Origin of the sequence: Microbacterium sp. Root53, from assembly GCF_001426925.1 — a bacterium.
Lineage (GTDB): Bacteria > Actinomycetota > Actinomycetes > Actinomycetales > Microbacteriaceae > Microbacterium.
The window spans coordinates 21319-42489 of the sequence record NZ_LMFR01000024.1; the positions used below are offsets into that span (position 1 = coordinate 21319).

General features: G+C 72.7%; 25 protein-coding genes and 1 pseudogene. 18 read left to right on the forward strand and 8 right to left on the reverse strand.

Going from position 1 to position 21171, the window contains the following annotated elements:
* Window positions 1–4: 4 nt before the first annotated feature.
* Window positions 5–637 carry a uracil phosphoribosyltransferase gene (gene upp / locus ASD19_RS11590; RefSeq protein ID WP_055992913.1) on the reverse strand — a complete coding sequence of 211 codons (633 nt, stop codon included), beginning with the start codon at window positions 635–637 and terminating at the stop codon, window positions 5–7.
* Window positions 638–733: 96 nt separating this feature from the next.
* On the opposite strand from upp, the gene tadA reads away from it, so the two are divergent.
* On the forward strand, window positions 734–1165 hold the full coding sequence (gene tadA / locus ASD19_RS11595; protein ID WP_055993375.1) for a tRNA adenosine(34) deaminase TadA: 432 nt from the start codon (window positions 734–736) through the stop codon (window positions 1163–1165).
* A gap of 199 nt (window positions 1166–1364) precedes the next feature.
* Window positions 1365–2035, forward strand: a pseudogene (locus tag ASD19_RS14125) (DUF1731 domain-containing protein).
* Between the two features lie 74 nt (window positions 2036–2109).
* Here the strand turns inward: ASD19_RS14125 and ASD19_RS11610 are convergent.
* Both ASD19_RS11610 and ASD19_RS11615 read right to left on the reverse strand, forming a co-directional pair.
* Window positions 2110–2403, reverse strand: a complete 294-nt coding sequence (locus tag ASD19_RS11610; RefSeq protein WP_055992919.1) for a DUF503 domain-containing protein — start codon at window positions 2401–2403, stop codon at window positions 2110–2112.
* 16 nt (window positions 2404–2419) lie between these two features.
* Window positions 2420–3391, reverse strand: a complete 972-nt coding sequence (locus ASD19_RS11615) for a cation diffusion facilitator family transporter (protein WP_055992922.1) — start codon at window positions 3389–3391, stop codon at window positions 2420–2422.
* A gap of 88 nt (window positions 3392–3479) precedes the next feature.
* Between ASD19_RS11615 and proC the strand changes: the two genes are divergently transcribed.
* The 3 genes from proC to ASD19_RS11630 all read left to right on the forward strand — a co-directional run bounded on the left by proC (window position 3480) and on the right by ASD19_RS11630 (window position 6520).
* Window positions 3480–4352: a pyrroline-5-carboxylate reductase gene (gene proC, locus ASD19_RS11620; RefSeq protein WP_055992925.1), complete on the forward strand. Its 873-nt coding sequence runs from the start codon at window positions 3480–3482 to the stop codon at window positions 4350–4352.
* Between the two features lie 82 nt (window positions 4353–4434).
* A complete protein-coding gene (locus ASD19_RS11625) occupies window positions 4435–5799 on the forward strand; it encodes a TrkH family potassium uptake protein (protein ID WP_156377194.1) in 1365 nt (454 codons plus the stop codon).
* Window positions 5800–5824: 25 nt separating this feature from the next.
* Window positions 5825–6520: a potassium channel family protein gene (locus ASD19_RS11630; protein WP_200941113.1), complete on the forward strand. Its 696-nt coding sequence runs from the start codon at window positions 5825–5827 to the stop codon at window positions 6518–6520.
* Between the two features lie 9 nt (window positions 6521–6529).
* Here the strand turns inward: ASD19_RS11630 and ASD19_RS11635 are convergent, their stop codons facing one another.
* Together ASD19_RS11635 and ASD19_RS11640 are read right to left on the reverse strand one after the other, a co-directional pair.
* Complete coding sequence (locus ASD19_RS11635) at window positions 6530–7201, reverse strand: potassium channel family protein (RefSeq protein ID WP_055992931.1); 672 nt, start codon at window positions 7199–7201, stop codon at window positions 6530–6532.
* On the reverse strand, window positions 7194–8633 hold the full coding sequence (locus ASD19_RS11640; RefSeq protein ID WP_055992934.1) for a TrkH family potassium uptake protein: 1440 nt from the start codon (window positions 8631–8633) through the stop codon (window positions 7194–7196). The genes ASD19_RS11635 and ASD19_RS11640 overlap by 8 nt, the downstream gene beginning before the upstream one ends.
* Before the next feature lie 86 nt (window positions 8634–8719).
* Here ASD19_RS11640 and ASD19_RS11645 point away from each other — a divergent pair, with 86 nt between their 5' ends.
* The 7 genes from ASD19_RS11645 to ASD19_RS11670 all read left to right on the forward strand — a co-directional run bounded on the left by ASD19_RS11645 (window position 8720) and on the right by ASD19_RS11670 (window position 12403).
* The gene (locus tag ASD19_RS11645) at window positions 8720–9133 is read left to right on the forward strand and encodes an ArsR/SmtB family transcription factor (protein ID WP_055992937.1); all 414 of its coding nucleotides are present in this window, start codon (window positions 8720–8722) and stop codon (window positions 9131–9133) included.
* 223 nt (window positions 9134–9356) lie between these two features.
* Complete coding sequence (locus ASD19_RS11650; RefSeq protein ID WP_055992940.1) at window positions 9357–9548, forward strand: helix-turn-helix domain-containing protein; 192 nt, start codon at window positions 9357–9359, stop codon at window positions 9546–9548.
* 115 nt (window positions 9549–9663) lie between these two features.
* Window positions 9664–9762, forward strand: a complete 99-nt coding sequence (locus ASD19_RS14130) for a 30S ribosomal protein bS22 (RefSeq protein ID WP_003792170.1) — start codon at window positions 9664–9666, stop codon at window positions 9760–9762.
* A 145-nt stretch (window positions 9763–9907) separates the two neighbouring features.
* Window positions 9908–11452 (forward strand): molybdopterin-dependent oxidoreductase, encoded by a 1545-nt coding sequence (locus ASD19_RS11655; protein ID WP_055992943.1) that lies wholly within the window; start codon window positions 9908–9910, stop codon window positions 11450–11452.
* A 45-nt stretch (window positions 11453–11497) separates the two neighbouring features.
* Entirely contained in the window at window positions 11498–11791 is a 294-nt protein-coding gene (locus ASD19_RS11660; RefSeq protein WP_055992946.1) for a rhodanese-like domain-containing protein, read from the forward strand.
* An 11-nt stretch (window positions 11792–11802) separates the two neighbouring features.
* Window positions 11803–12072, forward strand: a complete 270-nt coding sequence (locus ASD19_RS11665; protein ID WP_055992949.1) for a glutaredoxin family protein — start codon at window positions 11803–11805, stop codon at window positions 12070–12072.
* Window positions 12073–12103: 31 nt separating this feature from the next.
* Window positions 12104–12403, forward strand: coding sequence for a Dabb family protein (locus ASD19_RS11670; protein ID WP_055992952.1), 300 nt, complete (start codon window positions 12104–12106; stop codon window positions 12401–12403).
* Window positions 12404–12410: 7 nt separating this feature from the next.
* Here the strand turns inward: ASD19_RS11670 and ASD19_RS11675 are convergent, their stop codons facing one another.
* Window positions 12411–12878 carry a DUF2231 domain-containing protein gene (locus tag ASD19_RS11675; RefSeq protein ID WP_055992955.1) on the reverse strand — a complete coding sequence of 156 codons (468 nt, stop codon included), beginning with the start codon at window positions 12876–12878 and terminating at the stop codon, window positions 12411–12413.
* 118 nt (window positions 12879–12996) lie between these two features.
* Here ASD19_RS11675 and ASD19_RS11680 point away from each other — a divergent pair, with 118 nt between their 5' ends.
* The 3 genes from ASD19_RS11680 (at window position 12997) to ASD19_RS11690 (ending at window position 14778) form a co-directional block, all read left to right on the forward strand.
* Window positions 12997–13524: a sigma-70 family RNA polymerase sigma factor gene (locus tag ASD19_RS11680; RefSeq protein WP_055992960.1), complete on the forward strand. Its 528-nt coding sequence runs from the start codon at window positions 12997–12999 to the stop codon at window positions 13522–13524.
* Window positions 13521–14180, forward strand: coding sequence for a zf-HC2 domain-containing protein (locus ASD19_RS11685; RefSeq protein WP_055992963.1), 660 nt, complete (start codon window positions 13521–13523; stop codon window positions 14178–14180). Before ASD19_RS11680 ends, ASD19_RS11685 begins: the two co-directional genes overlap by 4 nt.
* 88 nt (window positions 14181–14268) lie before the next feature.
* Window positions 14269–14778 carry a COG4315 family predicted lipoprotein gene (locus tag ASD19_RS11690; protein WP_055992966.1) on the forward strand — a complete coding sequence of 170 codons (510 nt, stop codon included), beginning with the start codon at window positions 14269–14271 and terminating at the stop codon, window positions 14776–14778.
* 21 nt (window positions 14779–14799) lie between these two features.
* On the opposite strand, the gene aspS is transcribed toward ASD19_RS11690, so the two are convergent.
* On the reverse strand, window positions 14800–16581 hold the full coding sequence (gene aspS, locus ASD19_RS11695) for an aspartate--tRNA ligase (RefSeq protein ID WP_055992969.1): 1782 nt from the start codon (window positions 16579–16581) through the stop codon (window positions 14800–14802).
* Window positions 16582–16758: 177 nt separating this feature from the next.
* Between aspS and ASD19_RS11700 the strand changes: the two genes are divergently transcribed.
* Entirely contained in the window at window positions 16759–17418 is a 660-nt protein-coding gene (locus ASD19_RS11700) for a DedA family protein (protein ID WP_442922540.1), read from the forward strand.
* A gap of 53 nt (window positions 17419–17471) precedes the next feature.
* Here ASD19_RS11700 and ASD19_RS11705 read toward each other — a convergent pair whose 3' ends face one another.
* Window positions 17472–19466 carry a hypothetical protein gene (locus tag ASD19_RS11705; protein WP_055992972.1) on the reverse strand — a complete coding sequence of 665 codons (1995 nt, stop codon included), beginning with the start codon at window positions 19464–19466 and terminating at the stop codon, window positions 17472–17474.
* Window positions 19467–19559: 93 nt separating this feature from the next.
* Between ASD19_RS11705 and ASD19_RS11710 the strand changes: the two genes are divergently transcribed.
* Both ASD19_RS11710 and ASD19_RS11715 read left to right on the forward strand, forming a co-directional pair.
* Window positions 19560–20189, forward strand: coding sequence for a histidine phosphatase family protein (locus ASD19_RS11710; protein WP_055992975.1), 630 nt, complete (start codon window positions 19560–19562; stop codon window positions 20187–20189).
* A gap of 327 nt (window positions 20190–20516) precedes the next feature.
* Entirely contained in the window at window positions 20517–21152 is a 636-nt protein-coding gene (locus ASD19_RS11715; protein WP_235563044.1) for a TlpA family protein disulfide reductase, read from the forward strand.
* Window positions 21153–21171 lie beyond the last annotated feature (19 nt).

Here is a 21171-nt window from a genome sequence, read left to right on the forward strand (position 1 = left end):
GCGCTCAGACGGTGCCGTAGAGGCGGTCGCCCGCGTCACCGAGGCCGGGCACGATGTAGCCCTTCTCGTTGAGGCGCTCGTCGAGCGCACCCAGCACGAGCGTGACGTCGCGGCCGTCGACCTGCTTCTCGATCGCGGCGATGCCCTCGGGGGAGCCGAGGATGCAGACCGCCGTCACATCCTGCGCGCCGCGCTGGAACAGGAAGTCGATCGCGGCGCCCAGCGACCCACCGGTCGCGAGCATCGGGTCGAGCACGAAGCACTGCCGGTCGCTCAGGTCGTCGGGCAGGCGCTCGGCGTAGGTCATGGGCTCGAGGGTCTCCTCGTTGCGCGCCATGCCGAGGAAGCCGACCTCGGCGGTGGGCAGCAGCTTCACCATGCCCTCGAGCATGCCGAGGCCCGCGCGCAGGATCGGCACGACGAGCGGCCGCGGGTCGCTGATCTTCACGCCGGTCGTGGTGGTCACGGGCGTCTCGATCTCGAACGGCTCGACGCGGACGTTGCGCGTCGCCTCGTACGCGAGGAGCGTGACGAGCTCCTCCGTCAGCTGGCGGAACACCGGCGACGGGGTGCGCTTGTCGCGGAGCACCGTGAGCTTGTGGGTGATGAGCGGGTGGTCGGCGACGTGCAGGCGCATGAGAACAGGCTACCGGCCGCGCGTCTCGCTCTCCGAGAGAACGCCCGGCGGCCGTAGGCTCGTGACGTGATCCCGGACGACCGCGACGCCGACGCGATGAGGCGCGCCCTCGCGCTCGCGGCCGAGGCGTCGGCGGCGGGGGAGGTGCCCGTCGGTGCGGTCGTGCTCGACGAGGACGGCGCGGTGCTCGGCGAGGGGCGCAACCGGCGCGAGCTCGACCACGACCCGTCGGCGCACGCCGAGATCGTCGCGATGCGCGAGGCCGCCCGGCGGATCGGCTCGTGGAACCTCGAGGGGTGCACGCTCGTGGTCACCCTCGAGCCGTGCGTCATGTGCGCGGGCGCGCTTCTGCAGGCCCGCGTCTCGCGGCTCGTGTTCGGCGCGTGGGACGAGAAGGCCGGCGCCGCCGGATCCATGTACGACGTCGTGCGCGACCGGCGCCTACCGTACCGCGCCGAGGTCGTCGGCGGCGTGCGCGAGGACGACGCCCAGGCGCTGCTGCGCGCCTTCTTCGAGGCGCGGCGCTGACGCGGCGCGAAGCCGCGGGAGGCGCGGCGATCCGGCCTCCCGCCCCCCCTCATAACACGTGTCATGAGCGGCGACACGCGATCTTGGCGCCAGGATCGCGTGTGCTCGCTGACAACACGTGTTGTGAGGGGCAGAGGGTGTGAGGGGCAGAGGGGTAGCGTGAGGCCATGCTGATCGCCGTCCTGTGCACGGTCTCCGGATGACCCCTGTCGCCGTGCTCGCCGGCGCGAGCGGCTTCATCGGCACGGCCCTGCGCGACGCGCTCGCGGACGAGGGCTATGAGATCCGGACGATCGGGCGATCCGGGCCCGTCCGCTGGGGCGACACGGCGGCGATCCGCGCCGCGGTCGACGGCGCCGACCTGCTCGTCAACCTCGCGGGGAAGTCGGTGAACTGCCGCTACACCGACCGCAACCGCGCCGAGATCCTGCGCTCGCGCGTCGAGACCACGCGCGAGCTGCGGGACGCGGTCGCCGCTGCCGCGCACCCTCCCCGGGTGTGGATGAACGCCAGCACCGCCACGATCTACCGGCACGCCATGGACCGCCCGCAGACCGAGAGCGACGGCGAGCTCGGGACCGGCTTCTCGGTGGATGTCGCGCGCGGATGGGAGCGCGAGCCGTGAACCTCGCTTCGCCGGCGCCCAGCGACAACCGGACCCTGATGGCGAGGCTGCGCCGCGCCGTCGGGGCGCCGATCGGGCTGCCCGCATGGCGGTTCATGCTGGAGCCCGCGATGTGGTTGCTCCGGACCGAGCCCGAGCTGGTGCTCAAGAGCCGGTGGGTCATGCCGGAGCGGCTCGAGGCCGTTGGGTACCGGTTCGCGTGGCCGGAGCTCGAGCCCGCGCTGCGCGACGTCGCGGGCGGCTGAGTCCGGGGGAGGCTTCGGGCGTTTCGACTCGCTTCGCTCGCTCAACGAGCACGGGTACAGCGACCGGTGGGGGCTCAGTCTTCGCTGGAGGCGAGGCCGCGGTGTGCCGACAGGAGCGTGACCTCGGGGCGCTCGGCCATGAGCCGCTCGGCGCCGTCCAGCACGTCGCGCACGTGCGAGGGCGAGGTGCCGACCACGGAGACGCCGATGGACGCGCGCCTGTGCAGGTCGTGCGCGCCGACCTCGGCCGCGGCGGCCTCGGTGCGGCGGCTCAGCTCGGCGACGATCGGGCGGATGACCGACCGCTTCTCCTTGAGCGAGTGGACGTCGCCGAGCAGCAGATCGAACTCGATCCAGCCGATCCACATGGCGACCCCTCCGGGGTCAGTCCGAGGACTTGAGGACGACCGCCTCGGTCGACAGCTGCTGCTGCCCAGCCGGGCGGAACACTTCCGGCTCCAGGTAGATCACGCGCGCGAACGGGACCTCGCGGCGGATGCGCGCCTCGACCGAGTTGATGTCGGCGGCGACGTCGCCCAGCGGCTTGTCGTGGGGGACCCCGACCTTGGCGGCGACCAGCAGCTCCTCCGGGCCGATGTAGAGGGTCTTGATGTGGATGAGCTTCTCCACCTCCGGGCCCTTCTCGATGGCCGCGATGATGCGGTTGAGGTCGGCCTCGGTCGCGCCCTCGCCCACCAGGAGGCTCTTGGTCTCGATGCCGACCACGATCGCGATCAGGATCAGCAGCACGCCGATGAAGAGGGTGCCGAGCGCGTCCCAGAACGGGTTTCCGGTGATCACCGTCAGGGTGACGCCGAACAGCGCGAAGATCAGGCCGACGAGCGCGCCGATGTCCTCGAGCAGCACGACCGGCAGCTCGGGAGCCTTCGCGTGCCGGATGAACGACACCCACGACTGGCCCTTCTCGCGCACGGCGTTGCTCTCGACGACCGCGGTGCGCAGCGAGAACGACTCGAGCATGATCGCGACCACCAGGATCACGATCGGCAGCCACCACCACTGCTCGCTCAGCTCGTGGGGGTGCGTGAGCTTCTCGACGCCCTCGTAGATCGAGAACAGACCGCCGATCGAGAACAGGATGATGCCGACGATGAACGCGAACACGTAGCGCTCCCGGCCGTAGCCGAACGGGTGCTCGAGCGTCGCCGCGCGCTTCGCGCGTCGGCCGCCGAGGAGGAGCAGCAGCTGGTTGCTCGAGTCGGCGACCGAGTGCACCGCCTCGGCGAGCATCGATGCCGAGCCCGACAGGAGCCATCCGATGAACTTCGCGATCGCGATGCCCATATTGGCGAGGAACGCCGCGATGATGGCCTTGCTGCCGCCGTGTGCACTCATGCCCCTGAGTCTATTCACGCGGGGCCGCTCGTCCACGGCGGGGCGACGTCGCCGGATGCGCGGCGCGCGCCGTCCCTAGAATCGGAGCATGGTCGACTCGCTGCCCTCGCTCGCGTTCCTCGGTGCCGGATCGATGGGCGGCGCGATCCTGCGCGGCGTGGTCGCGAGCGGCATCCCGGTCGAGGGCGGCATCACGGCGACCAACCGCACGTCCGAGAAGGCCGCCGAGCTCGCGCGGCTCGACGGTGTCACGAGCATCTCGCTGGAGCAGGACCCCGAGGGCAACGTCCGCGCGGCCGCGTCCGCGCGCGTGGTCCTGATCGGCGTGAAGCCCGTCATGGTGCCCGACCTGCTGCGCGAGATCGCGCCGCACCTGCGCGACGACGCGATCGTCGTCAGCCTCGCGGCGGGGGTCACGCTGCGGACGTTCTCGTCCATCCTGGGCGACGGCGTGGCGACCCTGCGCTCGATGCCCAACACCCCGTCGCTGGTGGGCAAGGGCGTCACGGGGCTCGCGGCCGGTCCCGCCGCGGACGAGGAGGCCGTCGCGATCGCGCGCCGCCTGTTCGAGACCGTCGGCACCGTGATCGAGCTCCCGGAGGAGAGGATCGACGCGCTCTCGACCATCTCGGGCTCGGGCCCCGCCTACGTCTTCCTGCTGATCGAGGAGCTCACGCGCGCGGCCCTGGACCAGGGCTTCTCGGAGCACGAGGCGCGCACGATGGCCGAGGGCACGTTCATCGGCGCGACCGCGCTGCTCGAAGCGACCGGCGAGGACCCCGCCGAGCTGCGTCGCCGCGTGACGAGCCCGAAGGGCACCACCGAGCGCGCCATCGCCGTGCTCGAGCGCGCCGACCTGGGCGGCATCTTCCGCGAGGCGACGTCGGCCGCCCTCGCGCGTGCCCGCGAGCTCGCGGGCGAGAGCACGCCGACCACGGGCACGATCCCCGGCGGCAGCTGAACCGCGCCCGCCTCCGGGCGGGGCGTATGGATAGCGTGAGGATCGCGGATCCGCCCGATCCGCGCGAGTAGCGTCGCCACTCGTGGCTTCCCGTTCCCTCGTGCCGGCGCGTCCCCGGGCGCGCCTGCATCTCGCCCCCGCGCAGGCGATCGCGACCGGCTTCGGCATCGCCGTGCTCGCCGGCACCCTGCTCCTGATGCTGCCGATCGCATCCGCGGACGGCCGCTGGACCGGATTCGTGGACGCGCTGTTCACGTCCACGTCGGCCGTGTGCGTGACCGGGCTGATCGTGGTGGACACCGCCACCTACTGGAGCCCGTTCGGCAAGGTCGTGATCATGCTGTTGATCCAGCTCGGCGGTCTCGGCATCATGCTGTTCGCCGCGCTGGTGGGCCTCGCCCTCGCGCGCAAGCTGTCGGTGCGATCGCGGCTCATCGCGAGCGCCGAGACCAAGGCCGGCGGCATCGGCGACGTGCGCCGCATCGCGCGCGGCATCCTGGCCACCACGCTCCTGATCGAGGCCGTCACGGCCGCGATCTTCTTCGTGCGGTTCCTCACGGGGTACGGCTACGACCTCGGCAAGGCGGCCTGGCACGCGGTGTTCCACGCGGTCTCGTCGTTCAACAACGCAGGCTTCGCGCTCTACACCGACAGCATCATGGGCTTCGTGGCCGATCCCTGGATCTGCCTTCCCATGTGCGCCGCGATCATCCTGGGCGGGCTCGGGTTCCCCGTGCTGCGGCAGCTGCACCACGAGCTGCGCCGCCCGCTGCACTGGACCATGAACACGCGCGTGGTGCTGGCGGCGACCGCGACGCTGCTCGTCGTCGGCACGGTCTTCACGACGGCCGTCGAGTGGGACAACCCCGCCACGCTCGGCGGCCTCGACCCCGCGGCCCGGGTGCTCGCCGGGTTCTTCCACTCGGTGCAGGCCCGCACCGCGGGCTTCAACTCGATCGACACGTCGCAGCTGCACGACGAGACCTGGCTCGTCACGGATGTGCTGATGTTCATCGGCGGCGGCCCGGCGGGCACCGCGGGCGGCATCAAGGTCACCACGTTCGGTGTGCTGTTCTTCATCATGTGGACCGAGCTGCGCGGCGGCACGGCCGTCAACGTGTTCGGCAAGCGCCTCTCGCGCGCCGTGCACCGCGAGGCCATCACGGTCGTGATCGTCGCGATCGGCGCCATCATGGCCGTCGTGATCGCCATCCTCGCGATGACCGACCTCGACCTGGACCGCGTGCTGTTCGAGGCCGTCTCGGCCTTCGGCACGGTCGGGATGTCCACGGGCATCACGGCCGGGCTGCCCGACGCCGCCCTCGTCCTCCTGACGCTCCTGATGTTCCTGGGCCGCCTCGGCCCGCTCACCCTCGGCTCGGCCCTCGCGCTGCGCGAGCGCCACGCCCCCTACGAACTCCCCAAGGAACGGCCGGCGATCGGCTGATCCGCACGCATCGAAAGGATCCCTCGTGGTCAAGTTCCTGTCGTTCGGCGAGGACGCGCGCCGCATCGCCGAGGCCGACTCGGTCGCCGTGATCGGCCTGGGCCGCTTCGGCTCGTCGCTCGCGCTCGAGCTGATGGCCTCGGGCACCGAGGTGCTCGGCATCGACTCCGACGAGGAGCTCGTGCAGTCGCTGAACGGCGAGCTCACGCAGGTGGTGCGCGCCGACTCCACCAAGCTCGAGGTGCTGCAGCAGCTCGCCGTCGGCGACTTCGACCGCGTCGTGGTCGCGATCGGCACCGACATCAAGGCGTCCATCCTGACCGCCTCGCTGCTGCTGCAGATGCAGGTGCCGGTGATCTGGGCCAAGGCCGTCGACGAGCAGCACGGGCTCATCCTCGAGCAGCTCGGCGTGCACAAGGTGATCTACCCCGAGAAGGACATGGGCCGGCGCGTGGCGCACCTGGTGCGCGGCGCCGCGGCCGACTATCTCGAGATCGACAAGGGGTACGCGATGGTCAAGACCGTCGCGCCCGGGCACCTGCACGGCATCACGCTCACGGAGGCGGGCGTGCGGGCCAAGCACGGCGTCACGATCGCGTCGTACAAGCCGGGCCACGGCGAATGGCGCAACGCCGACGCCGACACGGTGCTGCGCGAGGGCGACATCGTGCTGGTCGTGGGTCCGACCAACCGGGTCGAGGCGTTCGCGCAGCTGCGGTGAGGGGAGCTGTCAGCGGTCGAGGGCTGCGAAGCGCTCCACGTCGACGTTGGTGCCCGACACGATGATGAGGTCGTGGTTGGTGACGACCGTGGTCGCCTCCGCGTAGCGGAACGGCTTGCCGGGGCTCTTCACGCCCACGACCGTGACGTTGTACTTCGACCGCACGCCCGACTCGTTCAGGCCGATGCCGCGCACGAACTTGGGCGGGTACATCTTCGCGAGCACGAAGTCGTCGTCGAAGCGGATGAAGTCGAGCATCCGGCCGCTCACGAGGTGAGCGACGCGCTCGCCGGCCTCGCGCTCGGGGTAGATCACGTGGTTCGCGCCGACGCGGGCGAGGATCTTGCCGTGCGACTGCGAGACCGCCTTCGCCCAGATCTGCGGCACCTTGAGGTCGACGAGGTTCGCCGTGATCAGGACGGACGCCTCGATCGAGGAGCCGACCGCCACGACCGCGACCTGGAAGTCCTGCGCGCCGATCTGCTTGAGCGCGTCGATGTTGCGCGCGTCGGCCTGGACCGTGTGGGTCACGCGCTCTGACCACTTCTGCACGAGGCCGAGGTCCTCGTCGATCGCGAGCACGTCGCGATCCAGTCGGTCGAGCTCGCCGGCGCACGCGGCGCCGAAGCGCCCGAGTCCGATCACGAGCACGGGCGCGTCGCTGCGGATCTGCTCAACCAACGATCGGCCTCTCGACGGGCAGCGCGTAGAGCTGCGAGCGGGACGTCGCGGCGACCGCCGCGGCGAGAGTGACTGTACCAACGCGCCCCATGAAGATCGTCAGGGCCAGCACGTACAGCGCGGAGTCCGGCAGCTCGGCCGTGAGTCCCGTCGAGAGGCCCACGGTCGCGAACCCCGAGATCACGTCGAACAGCACCTCGGCGATCGGCGCCTTCGTGATCTGAGCGATGACGATCGTCGCGAGCGCGACGATCGTCGCGCCCCACGCGAGGACCGCGACCGCGACGCGCTGCACGTCGCTCGGGATGCGTCGGCCGAACGCCTCGACGCTCGAGCGGCCCTTCGCCTCCGACCACACGGCCAGCGCCAGCACCGCGAGCGTCGTGACCTTGATGCCGCCGCCCGTCGACGCGGAGCCGCCGCCCACGAACATCAGCATCGAGCCGACCACCAGGGAAGAGCCGTTGAGCTCCCCGATGTCGATCACGGAGAACCCGCCCGAACGCGTCATCGCCGAGAGGAAGAATGCCTGGAACGTCGTGTCCCACGCGTCGCGCGTGCCGAACGTGCCGGGGTTCTCGTACTCGAGGGCGAGGAAGGCGGCCGCGCCGAGCACGAACAGGATGACCGTGGTCACGAGCGTCAGCTTGGCGTGCAGCGGCCAGCGGCCGGGAGCGGTCAGCTGCTTGGAGAGCGCGTAGATCACCGGGAAGCCGATGCTCCCGAGGAAGACTCCCGCCATCAGCACCGTCATGAAGAAGTAGTCGTACTGGAATGCCTCCAGGCCGCGGTCGTTGAGCGTGAACCCGGTGTTCGTGAACGCCATGGCCGCGTACTCGGGTGCGATCCACAGTGCGTCCATCCAGCCGTAGCCCGCGCGGACGATCGGCAGGTAGAGGAGCACCGCGACTGCGGCCTCGATGATGATCGTCGAGAGAGCGACGGTCCGGAGCAGCTGGCCGACCTCGCCGAGCCGCACGGCCTGGCTCTCGCTCACGGGCCCGCCGTGGGAGCGCAGCGGGTTCGTATCGCCGGCCGCGATGAGCTTGGCCCGCAGGCCCAGCTTCTTGGACACGATGAGCCCCAGCATGGAGGCGAGCGTCAGCGCGCCCATCCCGCCGATGTTGACACCGACGAAGATCACGACCTTGCCGAACACCGACCAGTGCGCGGCCATGTCGACCGTCGTGAGGCCGGTCACGCAGATGGTCGACACGGCGGTGAAGAGCGCATCCGCGAACCGGGTCCGCTCACCCGCAGCCGCCGCGATCGGCAGCGACAGCAGGGCCGTGAAGATCAGGATGAGCGAGACGAACACGAGGATCGCGAACCGCGACGGCGACGACGTCGCGAAGTCTCGGAAGAAGTCGCCGACGCGATCCCAGAAGCGGTTCCATGCCTCGCGGGGCACGGACGACGCGCTCGCCGTCATCGTCTGCCCCCTCGATCCCGAATCCGACCCCGGCCTGCCGGGACTGTGACATGGTACTCCGGTGCCTGCGCGGCTACCCTAGCCACATGGCGGACATCTTCGACGTGATCGCGGACGGCACGAGGCGCGAGATCCTGCAGCTGCTGCTGAGCCGATCGTCGGAGGGGGATGCAGGCACGAGCGTGTCGCAGATCGTCGCCGCGCTCGGCGTCAGCCAGCCCACGGTCTCGAAGCACCTCAAGGTGCTGCGCGAGGCCGAGCTCGTGTCCGTGCGCGAGGAGGGCCAGCACCGCTACTACAGCCTGTCGCCCGCGCCGCTCGAGGCCGTCGACGACTGGCTCGTCCCCTTCTTCGTCGAGGAGGGCGACTACGAGGGCGTCGTCGACTTCAGTGCGCACCAGCTGCCCGAGCCCGCCGCCCGCGCGGCCGAGGCTGTCGGCCGCGCCGCCGCGTCGGCGAAGGTCGTCGTGCAGTCCGCGCTCAAGCGCCTCGGGGCATAGATCCCGGGCTCTCATGCCATCGGGAGAGCGCACCGCACTCGGGGGAGGCGGTGCTCTCGTTCCGCGCGGGTGCCGAACGGCGCCTCATTCCGTGCCCGGTACGCGCCTGGTCGATCCGCGCGAGGATATCGTCATCCGTCACACGGGTCACACGGGCACCTCGGGTTTACACCAGACCCGGGATGCCCCTAAAGTGAACGTCAGTTGAAGAGGGGGAGGCTCCGTGCCCGAGATGCCGGATGTGCGGTTCCTGACCGTCGCCGAGGTCGCCGAGATCATGCGCGTGTCGAAGATGACGGTCTACCGGCTCGTCCATTCGGGCGAGCTCCCCGCCGTGCGCTTCGGCCGGAGCTACCGCGTGCCCGAGTCGGCCGTGACGGCCGCCCTGCAGCGTCCCATCGCCGACGCGGGCTGACGCCCGCAGGGCGCGCTCGCCGCATACGGTAAGCTGTCCCGAAGGCACGCTTCTGCTGTGCCCGTTCCCGGACGCCGCGGCTCGGCGTCCAACCCCCTGACATTGTGAGGTTTCCGTGGGTTCTGTCATCAAGAAGCGCCGCAAGCGCATGGCGAAGAAGAAGCACCGCAAGCTGCTTCGCAAGACTCGCCACCAGCGTCGCAACAAGAAGTAAGCGACTGCAACCACTGACGCCGGTCCCGCTTCGGGCCGGCGTTTCTGGTTTCCGGGGGGCTCTCGGCCGGGGCCTGGCGGCCGGGGCCGCCGCGGCGGACGATGAGACCGGGCCGGCCGCGGAGCGCCGGCATCGGGAGGACGCCATGAGCGACGACCGCGGGCGGGCGACGAGCCGAGCCGTCGTGCGGTGGGCGGCGGCGGGAGCCGGGGTCGCGGCCGTGGTCGCGGGAGCCGGGCTGGGGGAGCTGATCGCCGCGTGGCTCGCGCCGCGCGCCAGCCCGGTCGCCGCCGTGGGCGGCGTGCTCGTGGACCTCGCGCCCGCGTGGGCCAAGGACCTCGCGATCGCGCTGTTCGGGACGGCCGACAAGATCGCGCTGCTCACGGGGATCGCGCTGGCGCTCGCCGGGGTCGCCGCGGCGGCGGGGCTGCTGCAGCGCGCGCGGCCGCCGTGGGGCGCCGTGCTCGCGGCGCTGCTCGGCGGGCTCGGCGTCGCGGCGGCCCTCAGCCGCGAGAACGCCGGGCCGTTCGCGGCCGTGCCGTCGATCGTCGCGGGTGTCGTGGCGTCCGCGGCGGTCACCTGGCTCGCGCCCAGGGCGGACGCGACGCCGGCGCCGGACGCGTCGGGCGTCTCGCGTCGGCGCGTGCTGATCGGGGGCGTGGGCGCCGCCGTGGCGGGCGCGCTCGCGATCGCGTGGGCCGCGTCGCTGCGGGCGGGGGAGAGCGCGGTCGCCGCGGTCCGGGCGGGACTGCGGCTGCCCGCCGCCGCGCGGCGCGCCGAGGTCCCGGCCGCCGCCGAGCTGGGCATCCCCGGCCTCGCGCCCGTCGTCACCCCGAACGTCGACTTCTACCGCATCGACACCGCGCTGATCGTGCCGGAGCTGGACCCGGCCGACTGGCGGCTGCGGATCCACGGCATGGTCGAGCGCGAGGTCGTGATCACGTGGGGCGAGCTGCTCGCGCTGCCGCTCGAGGAGAGCGTCACGACCCTGGCCTGCGTGTCCAACCCGGTCGGGGGCGACCTGATCGGCACCGCGGTCTGGCTCGGGCATCCGATCCGCGAACTGCTCACGCGGGCCGTGCCGCTGCCCGAGGCCGACATGGTGCTGTCGCGTTCGCACGACGGCTTCACGGCCGGCACGCCGCTCGAGGCGCTCACCGACGGGCGCGACGCGATCCTCGCGGTCGGCATGAACGGCGAGCCGCTGCCCTTCGAGCACGGCTTCCCCGTGCGGATGGTCGTGCCCGGCCTGTACGGGTACGTGTCGGCGACCAAGTGGGTCGTCGAGCTCGAGGTGACGCGGTTCGACCGCGCCCGCGCGTACTGGACCGACCGGGGCTGGTCCGAGCGCGGGCCGATCAAGCTGCAGTCGCGGATCGACGTGCCCCGCGCCGGCGAGGTGCCGGCCGGCGAGACGGTGCTCGCGGGAGTCGCGTGGCAGCAGCACGTCGGCATTGTAGGCGTCGAGGTGCAGGTCGACGACGGGCCCTGGCAGCGGGCCGATCTCGCGACCGCGATCTCGGCGGACACGTGGGTGCAGTGGTCCGCCCGCGTGCCGCTGGAGGCCGGCGGGCACGTCATCCGGTGCCGCGCCGTGAGCGCGGCCGGCGAGACCCAGACGCGCGAGACCGCGCCGCCCGCGCCCGACGGCGCGACGGGATGGCACGAGCGCCGGATCACCGCGGTCTGATCCGGCCGGACGCCCCGGCCCCCGTGCGGCGTCGATAATGGACGCATGAACGAGATCTCGGTCCAGGAGCTCCACGACCGCAAGGACGTCCCGCTGGTGGACGTGCGCGAGGTGCACGAGTACGAGGCCGGTCACGTGCCCGGCGCCGTGAACATCCCCATGTCGCAGCTGGGCGAGCGGATCGGCGACCTTCCGGCCGAGCCGTTCGACGTGATCTGCGAGCTCGGCGGCCGCTCCGGTCGCGTGGTCGAGGCGCTCAGCGAGCGCGGCTACGAGGTCACCAACGTCGCGGGCGGCACGAGCGCCTGGCGCGAGGCCGGCTACCCCGTCGAGCTCTGAGCCCCGCTCACGTGACGACGCTCACGCTGATCGGCAAGCCCGACTGCCACCTGTGCGACGTCGCGCGCGAGGTGATCGACCAGGTGCTGGCCGACCTCCCCGATCCCGTCGCCGACGCCGTCGAGGTGCGCGAGGCGTCCATCCAGGACGACCCCGCGCTGTACGACCTGTGGTGGGAGAAGATCCCGGTCGTGCTGATCGACGACCGACTGCACGGCCACTGGCGCGTCGCGCCCGAGCGGCTCCGCGCCGCGCTGATCGACGCCGCTCCCACCGCCTGACCCACGACCCTCTTCCCCGAAGGATTCCCGGATGCTCCGCCACATCGTCATGTTCCAGCTGACCGCCACCGACCCCGCCGAGAAGGACGCGCAGGTCGCCGAGGCCAAGGCGCAGCTGGAGGCGCTCGTCGGCGTCGTGCCCGGCCTGCGCGCCATGGACGTGTCGCGCAACGTCGCGTTCGAGGGTCAGAACATGGACTTCGCGCTCGTCGCCGACTTCGACGACCTCGCCGCGCTCGAGGCGTACGGCACGCACCCGGCCCACGTGAAGGCGGCCGAGTACATCGGCACCATCCGATCGGGCCGCGCGGCGATCGACGTCGAGATCTGACGCCGGCTCAGCCCAGCAGCCCGCCCCACACGGCGCGGGCACCCGATTCGCCCGCGAGCACCACGGCCACGACCACGCCGACTGCGACGACCAGGACCGCGGCGCCGATCCCGAGCGTGATCGCCCGCGCGGCGCCGTCTCGCCGGATGCGGTCGTGGCCCCGGCGGAACCACGCCCACTGACCCGCCGCCACGACCGGCAGCGCGAGCGCCCAGGGCTGGACGGCGCGTCCGCGCGCCTCGTGCGCCTGCACATCCGGGAGCGGCCCGACGACGGCCGCCAGCGCCTCACCGGCCGCGATCGTGAAGGGCACGAGCGCCGCGACCGCGACCGCCGCGATCAGCGGCACGAGGCCCAGCCGCCGCCGCGCGGCCGGCCACAGCTGCGCGAGGATCAGCGCGAGCGCCGTCAGCGGGATCAGCACCACGACGAGGTGCACCACGAGCGGGTGCGCCGGGAGCCCCTGGATCTCCATGCCGGGACCACGCGACCGGGTGTCGCGCGGTTCACGCAGTGACCACAATGAACCTGACGGGCGCCGGCGACGTGTGCACGGCATGGACGATCGGCCCCGAGGGCGGAGCGCGTGGCCGATGACGGCGCAGCCGAGGCGGGCGGACCGCGGCCGGGACGCGGCCCTGCGGGAGCTGCACGACCGCCACGCGGGCGCGATCTGGCGGTACGTCGTGGCCCTGACCGGCCGTCCGGCCGACGCGGACGACGTCGTGCAGGAGACGCTCCTGCGGGCCTGGCGCACGCCCGGCATCCTCGACGAGGAACCGGATCAGCTGAGCGGCTGGCTGTTCACGGTCGCGCGGCACCTCGTGATCGACCAGGCGCGCAGCGCGCGCCGCCGGCACGAGCAGACCCAGGACGAGCCGGCCGACGAAGCCGTCGAGGACCGCACGGAGGAGCTGCTGGACGCGATCCTGCTGCAGGACGCGCTCGCGTCGCTGCACGAGCACCACCGGGAGGTCATCGTGCGGGCCTACTTCGGCGGGCGCAGCACCGCCGAGCTCGCGCGCGAGCTGCAGATCGCCGAGGGCACCGTGAAGTCGCGGCTGCACTACGGGCTGCGCGCGCTGCGGCTGGCGTTCCAGGAGAGGGGCGTGACGCGATGAGCGACCACGACGCGCTCGCCGAATGGGACGCCGCGTACGTGCTCGGCGCTCTGACTCCCGCCGACCGGCGCCGGTTCGAGGCGCACCTCGAGGAGTGCGCGCGGTGCCGCGCAGCCGTCGGGGAGCTCGTGCCCATGCCCGGCCTTCTGGCACGGGCGGGCGCACCCGACGCCGCGCCGCCCGCCCCTCCCGCCGACCTCCTCGATCGCATGCGGGAGCGGGAGCGGCGCCGCGTGCGCGGCGTCCGCGCGCGGATCGCCGGATGGGCGGCGGCCGCCGCGGTCGCGCTCGCACTCGCGATCGGGGTGCCCGCGGCGATGGAGGCGCCGGACGAACCGGACGTCACGGTCGCCCTGGAGTCGGCCGCGATGTCGGTCGAGGTCGGGCTCGAGCCCGTCGCGTGGGGCACGCGGCTGGTCATCCGGTGCGAGTACCCGGACGCCGGATACGGCTATGGCGCCGGCGCCGGCTACGCGCTCGTCGTGACCGACGTGGACGGGCGCTCGCAGCAGGTGTCCACGTGGGGCGCGATGCCGGGCCGCGCGGTCGAGCTCGAGGCCGCGACCTCGCTCCCGGTCGAGCGGATCGCGAGCCTGGCCGTCCGCGCGGAGGGCGGCGACATCCTGATGAGCGTCCCGGTTCCGCGCGAGGGGTGAACGCCGGGGACCCGCGGCTCGTGTTCCCGTCGGACCGTCTTCGCGGCCCGCGACCCCGAGGGGTCGACTCCGACGAGGGGAGCACGTCATGAGGACGAGGTTCAGCCGCCGCGCCGCGGCGGTGCTGCTGGGCGCGACGGCGCTCGCGACCGCGCTGGCCGGATGCGGCGGCGGTGCGGGCGACGGGCCGATGTCGCCCGGGACGGATCCGTACGGCTCCGACGGCGGCGAGACCGGCACGATGGGCGCGGTGTCGCTCACCACCGCCGAGACCGACCTCGGCACGATCGTCGTGGACGGCGACGGCAAGGTCGTCTACCAGTTCGACAGCGACGAGCAGGGTGCGGGCGTCTCGACGTGCGAGGGCCAGTGCCTGGGGAACTGGCCGCCCGTGCCCGGCGGCGAGGACGTCGAGGCCGAGGGCGTGACCGGCGAGGTCGGCACCATCACCGGCGTCGACGGCGAGCCGCAGCTCACCCTGAACGGCTGGCCGCTGTACTACTTCGCGGGCGATCAGGCGGCCGGCGATACGAACGGCCAGGGCGTCGACGAGGTCTGGTGGGTCCTCGATCCCGCGGGCGAGCCCATCCGGGACTGACCGCGGTCAGTCCCGGGGGGCTCAGGCCTCGGCGGGCTCAGGCACGGCGTCCACGCCGGCCTCGGCGCGCTGCTGCGGCGTGATCGGCGCGGGCGCCTCCGTGAGCGGGTCGAAGCCGCCGCCCGACTTCGGGAACGCGATGACCTCGCGGATCGAGTCGGTCTTGGTCAGGTGCTGCAGCACGCGGTCCATGCCGAGCGCGATGCCGCCGTGAGGCGGGGCGCCGAACTTGAAGGCCTCGAGCAGGAAGCCGAACTTCTCCTGCGCCTGCTCCTCGTCGATGCCCATCACCTTGAAGACGCGCTTCTGCACGTCCTCGCGGTGGATGCGGATGGATCCGCCGCCGAGCTCCGAGCCGTTGCAGACGATGTCGTACGCGTAGGCGAGAGCCGATCCGGGGTCCGTGTCGAACGTGTCCTCGAACTCGGGCTTGGGGCCCGTGAACGCGTGGTGCACGGCCGTCCACTCGCCGGCGCCGACCGCGACGTCGCCCGATGCGACAGCGTCGCCCGCGGGCTCGAACATCGGGGCGTCGACGACCCACGTGAACGCGAAGGTGTCGGGGTCCATCAGGCCCAGGCGGCGGCCGATCTCGACGCGCGCGGCGCCGAGCAGCGCGCGCGAGGCCTTGGTCGTGCCGGCCGCGAAGAACGCGCAGTCGCCGGGCTGGGCGCCCACGAGCTCGGCCAGGCCCGCCTGCTCGGCCTCGGACAGGTTCTTGGCGACCGGGCCGCCGAGCGTGCCGTCCTCGTTGAACAGGACGTACGCGAGGCCGCGGGCGCCGCGCTGCTTGGCCCACTCCTGCCACGCGTCGAGCGTCTTGCGAGGCTGGCTCGCGCCGCCCGGCATCAGCACCGCGCCGACGTACTCGGACTGGAAGACGCGGAACGGGGTGTCCTTGAAGTACTCGGTCGCCTCGACCAGCTCCAGGCCGAAGCGCAGGTCGGGCTTGTCCGAGCCGTACTTCGCCATGGCGTCCGCGTACGTGATGCGGGGGAGCGGGGTCTGCACCTCGACGCCGATCGTGGCCCACATGGCCCGGATGACGTCCTCCATCATCTCGATGACGTCCTCCTGGTCCACGAAGCTCATCTCGATGTCGAGCTGCGTGAACTCGGGCTGACGGTCGGCGCGGAAGTCCTCGTCGCGGTAGCAGCGCGCGATCTGGAAGTACTTCTCGACGCCGCCCACCATGAGCAGCTGCTTGAACAGCTGGGGGCTCTGCGGCAGCGCGTACCAGCTGCCCGGGTGCAGGCGCGCCGGCACCAGGAAGTCGCGGGCGCCCTCGGGCGTCGAGCGGGTCAGGGTCGGGGTCTCGACCTCGACGAACTCGCGGGCGTGCAGGACGTCGCGGATGGCCTTGTACACCTGCGAGCGCAGGCGGATCGCGTGCGCCGGGCCCTGGCGGCGCAGGTCGAGGTAGCGGTGCTTGAGGCGCGCCTCCTCGCCGATCGGGTCGGCGTCGGCCAGGCCGCTCGCGACCTGGAACGGCAGCGGCGCGGACTCGTTGAGCACCTCGACGTCGCTCGCGATGAGCTCGATCTCGCCGGTCGGCAGGTTCGGGTTCTCGTTGCCCGCGGGGCGCTTCGACACCTCGCCGGTGACCTTCAGCACGAACTCGCTGCGCAGCGGATGCGCCACGGACTCGTCGCGGATCACGACCTGCGAGATGCCCGACGCGTCGCGCAGATCGATGAACGCCACCCCGCCGTGATCGCGTCGGCGGTCGACCCAGCCCGTGAGGGTGACGGTCTGACCGATGTGCTCGGCTCGCAGCGAGCCGGCGGTGTGGGTGCGAAGCACTTCAGGATCCTCCTGGGGCGTGACGGAACCCGACAAGTCTAGGCGGTGCGGTTTTCCGCGGCGGATCGCGGCGGTTCGGGACAGCCGGAAGCGGATCCGGGGGCCCGCACCCAGGATCCGGACACCTCCGCTCGATAGCGTCGGAGGGATCGTGCCCCGACCGGAGGATGCCGCCACATGATGACGACGACCGAGACCACGACCGACGGCTCCTGGCTGGGGTCGCTCGTCGACTTCGTCGTCTCCCTGATGGACGTGATCGGCCCCTACGGCGCCGGCATCGCGATCGCAGCCGAGAACCTGTTCCCGCCGCTGCCCAGCGAGGCCATCCTGCCGATGGCGGGCCTGGCGGCGTCCCGGGGCTCGTTCGCGCTGTGGGAGGCCATCCTGTGGACCACGGTCGGATCGATCGTGGGCGCGCTCGTGCTCTACGGCATCGGCGCGTGGTTCGGCCTCGAGCGCCTGCGCCGGATCGCCGACCGCCTGCCGCTCATGAAGGTCGAGGACGTCGACCGCACGGTGGCGTGGTTCCACCGCCACGGCGGGGCCGCGGTGTTCTTCGGCCGGTTCATCCCGATCTTCCGCAGCCTGATCTCCATCCCGGCCGGCGTCGTGCACATGCCGCTGTGGCGCTTCGTGCTCTTCACGGGCGCAGGCAGCCTGATCTGGAACACGATCTTCATCCTGGTCGGCTGGTACCTCGGCGAGGCCTGGCACATCGTCGAGCAGTACATGGACGTGTTCCAGAACATCGTGATCGCGGTCGTGATCGTGGCGGTGGCCTGGTTCGTCGTGGCCCGCATCCGCGCGCTGCGCGCCGAAAACCGCGCCGACTGACCCGCCGTTGCCCCGAGTCGCCGCCACGTGGCGACAACTCGGGGCAAGCCCTTTCAGTCGGCGGTCAGCGCCGCGGCGATGCGCTCGACGGCCTCGACGCCCTCGCGCATGCGCCACTGCGCCGGGTCGTCGGTGCTCGTCGTCGTGACCACGATGCGGTAGCCGGGGAGCCAGGACTCGAGCTCGAGGCCCGTGGGCACGTACGCGCCGACCACGAATCCGCCGGCGGCGTCCAGGATGTCCGAGCGCTGCACGCCGCCCAGCTCCGTCTTCTCGGCCTCGGAGCGGCGCTGCGCGACCTCTTCGGCGTCGGCGCTCTCGCGCGACACCCACACCTGCACGCGCGACCGGATGCCCGGGTCGGTGACGGCCTTGCCGCGCTCGCTCGCCCAGCCGCACGCCACGCGGCCGGTGCCCGAGGCGGTGATGCCGCGCAGGCCGTGGAAGCCCTCGGCCAGCGGAGCCGCGAGCTCGTAGATGTCGTCGCACGACAGCAGCGAGAGCCCGAGGCCGGCGAGCGCGTCGACCGCGAGGCGGGCGGCCTCCGGATCCGCCCACTGGTCGGGCAGCTGCGCCGCGAAGCGGGCGCGGTCGTCGGGGGAGCAGGATGCGAAGGGCGCGACCGCCGCGACCGTCGCCGTCGGCCACCCGGGATGCGTCGCGAGCGAGCCGTCGGTGCCCGCGAACTCCGGCGCACCCGCCAGGTTCGCGAAGAGCGCGGCGGCGTCCGCCTCGGCGTCGTCGCACGTCGGCTCCCACGCGCCGAGCTCGGCCGGGTCGGATCCGCCCAGCACGGTCCAGGATGCGCCGCCCGCAGGCGCCGCGGCGGCCGCCACGAGCGCCTCCGAGCGCGCCTCCGCCAGCTCCTCGAAGGCGCCGGATGCGCCGATGCGCGCCGCGGCCTCGGCCGCGCGGCGGCCCTGGACCTCGGCGGCGGTCGAGGTCTCGCCCGCCCCCGGCACCTGCCGCGCGCACGTCGTGAGCTCGGCGCCCAGGGCCGCGACCGCGGATGCGTCCTGCACGTCGCCGCCCCCCGCGGTGGCGCAGCGGAACAGGTGGGACAGCAGGCCCGTCGTGGACGCATCCGGGACCTCGCCGAGCGAGACGCGTCGCGCGAACGCGGCGAGCAGATCCAGCGCGGCCGTCCGGACGTCCACGTACGCGACCGCGCGGTGCGCGCCGCCGTCGGGCTCGCTCAGGCCCACGTCCACGCCGCCGCCCGGAGGCAGCAGCGCGGTGCGCTCGTCGTCCACCAGGCTCGCCGCCAGCGTCCAGAACCGCGATCCGCCGCGCTCGCGCGTGATCCAGTCGAAGGCGGCCTCGCCCGTGAGGGTGAGCGCCCGGGGGACGTCGCCACGGCTGCGCGTGCGCACCGTCAGCACATCGGAGCGGTGCGTCTCGACGCACGCCGTGATCGCCGACTCGGGGCGCTCGGCATCCGGATCGGCGTAGGTCGCGACCCAGCCGGGCAGGTCGGCGTCGCCGCACGCGGGCAGGTCCACCGCGGGAGTCGGCGCGGGGCCGTCCTGCACGGACGCCGCGGCCCACGCGACTGTCCCCGGCTGCGTGATCCCGGCGGTCAGGCGGCCGCCCTCGACCACGGCGCCGGGCTCGGGCGCCCACACGCGCAGGTCGGGATCCCAGCGCACGAGCGACGCGCTCGCCGCGGCCTCGGCCGGCAGGGTCGACAGATCCCACGTGACGGTGATCGGATCGGCGAAGGTGCCCGCCGACTCCAGCCGGACCGGCGTGCCGAAGACCTCGCGCGCGATCCCGGAGTCGGCCTCGCCGATCCGTGCGCCGACCGTGACGTTGGCGACGTTCGTGCGCACGGCGCCGTCGGGCACGTCGATCGCGACGCCGGCCGCGCCCCAGCGCGCGCCCTCGGCGTCGACCTGCGTCGTGCGCGCGTCGGCGAAGGACGGAGCCGGGTCGCGCTGCGCTTCGCCGTCGGAGGGCTCCGCGACACACGCGGTGAGGGAGAGCGCCACGGCGGCCGCGATCGCGCCCGCCGCGAGGCGGCGGATCCGGCGCGGGCGACTGATCACGCGCCCACGGTATCCGGGGTGCCCGGGGCGAGCCCGACGGCGCTCCGGCGCACGTCGGAGAGGGCCGCGCGCGGCTTCCGTAGGATGGGGCACGTGACGGCCGAACGGATCCACCTCGTGCGTCACGGCGAGGTCTACAACCCCGATCGCGTGCTCTACGAGCGGCTGCCCGGCTTCCGCCTGAGCGACGACGGGCGCCGGATGGCGCGCGCGGCGGCGGAGCACATCCTGTCGCTCGACCGGCCGGTCTCGGCGCTGCTGAGCTCGCCCCTGCAGCGCACGCAGGAGTCCTCGGAGCCGCTCGCCGAGCTGCTGGGGCTCGAGGTGCGGCTCGAGGAGCGCGTGATCGAGCCGACCAACGTCTTCGCGGGCATGCGGATGAGCCGCGCGCTGCGCAAGCCGTGGAACTGGCACCACCTGCGCCGCCCGTCGCTCCCCAGCTGGGGCGAGCCGTACTCCCAGGTCGTCGACCGGATGCACGCCGCGCTCGACGAGGCGTGGCACGGCACGCACTCGGGCGACGTCGTGATCGTCTCGCACCAGGCGCCCATCTGGCTCACGCACCTCTCGGTCGCCGGTCTGCCCCTGCCGCACGACCCGCGCACCCGCCGCTGCGCGCTCTCGAGCGTCACGTCGTTCGAGCGCCACGGCGACGTCTGGCGCGAGGTCGCGTACGCCGAGCCCGCCCCGCTGCAGGACGCGGTCGACGTCGGCGCGGTCTGAGCCAGACGGTCGCTTCGCTCGCACGACGGTCGCCCCCTCGTGGTCGTTGAGCGGAGCGAAGCGGAGTCGAAACGGGCTGAGCGAGCGCAGCGAGTCGAAGCCGACACCCCCGTGGTCGTCTCGCTCTGAGCGCCAGCGAGGATCCGAAACGGCGCCGATGCTCCTCGGCCGGTCGGGTTGATCCGGCCACGTTTCGACTCCGGCGCTGGCGCGCCTCCGCTCAACGACCACGGGGAAGATGTCGGTCGTCGAGCGGGCGCGCCCCGGCGGGCGGCGCTTTCGGCTGGCGCACAGCCGCCGCATATGCGCGAACGTAGGATTGGGGGCGTGCCTCCCGTCGCCGTCCCGACCGTCTCGCCGCGCGTGCGCGGCGCACGCCGGATCGCCGCGGCGCTGGTCGCCGCCGGGCTCGCGTTCGCGCTCGCCGCGTGCGCTCCCGATCCCGTGAGCCAGCAGTATCTGGAGGGCGGGAACCAGGGCTACATCTCGGGCGAGTTCGCCGTCACCGAGATCGGCGAGGCCGATCGGGGCGAGCCCGTCGAGTGGGCGGGCGTCACCGAGACGGGCGAGGCCCTCTCGAGCGAGGACGTCGCCGGCGAGGTCGTGGTGGTCAACTTCTGGTACGCCCAGTGCGACCCGTGCCGCGCGGAGGCCGCCGACCTCGAGTCCGTGTGGCAGGAGTACCAGGCCGAGGGTGTGCGCTTCGTGGGCATCAACACCCGTGACCAGGCCGACCAGGCGATCTCGTTCGCCGAGAAGCACGGCGTGACTTACCCCAGCATCATCGACGTGCACGACGGCGCCGTGAAGCTCGCGTTCGTCGCCGCCACGCCCGTCAACGCGACCCCGGTCACGCTCGTGCTCGACCGCGAGGGCCGCGTCGCCGCCCGCATCATCGGCCAGCTCGAGAGCGCGTCGATCCTGTCGACCCTCGTGGGGGAGACCCTCGAGGAGGGCGCGTGACCCAGCGGTCGCGCGCGGC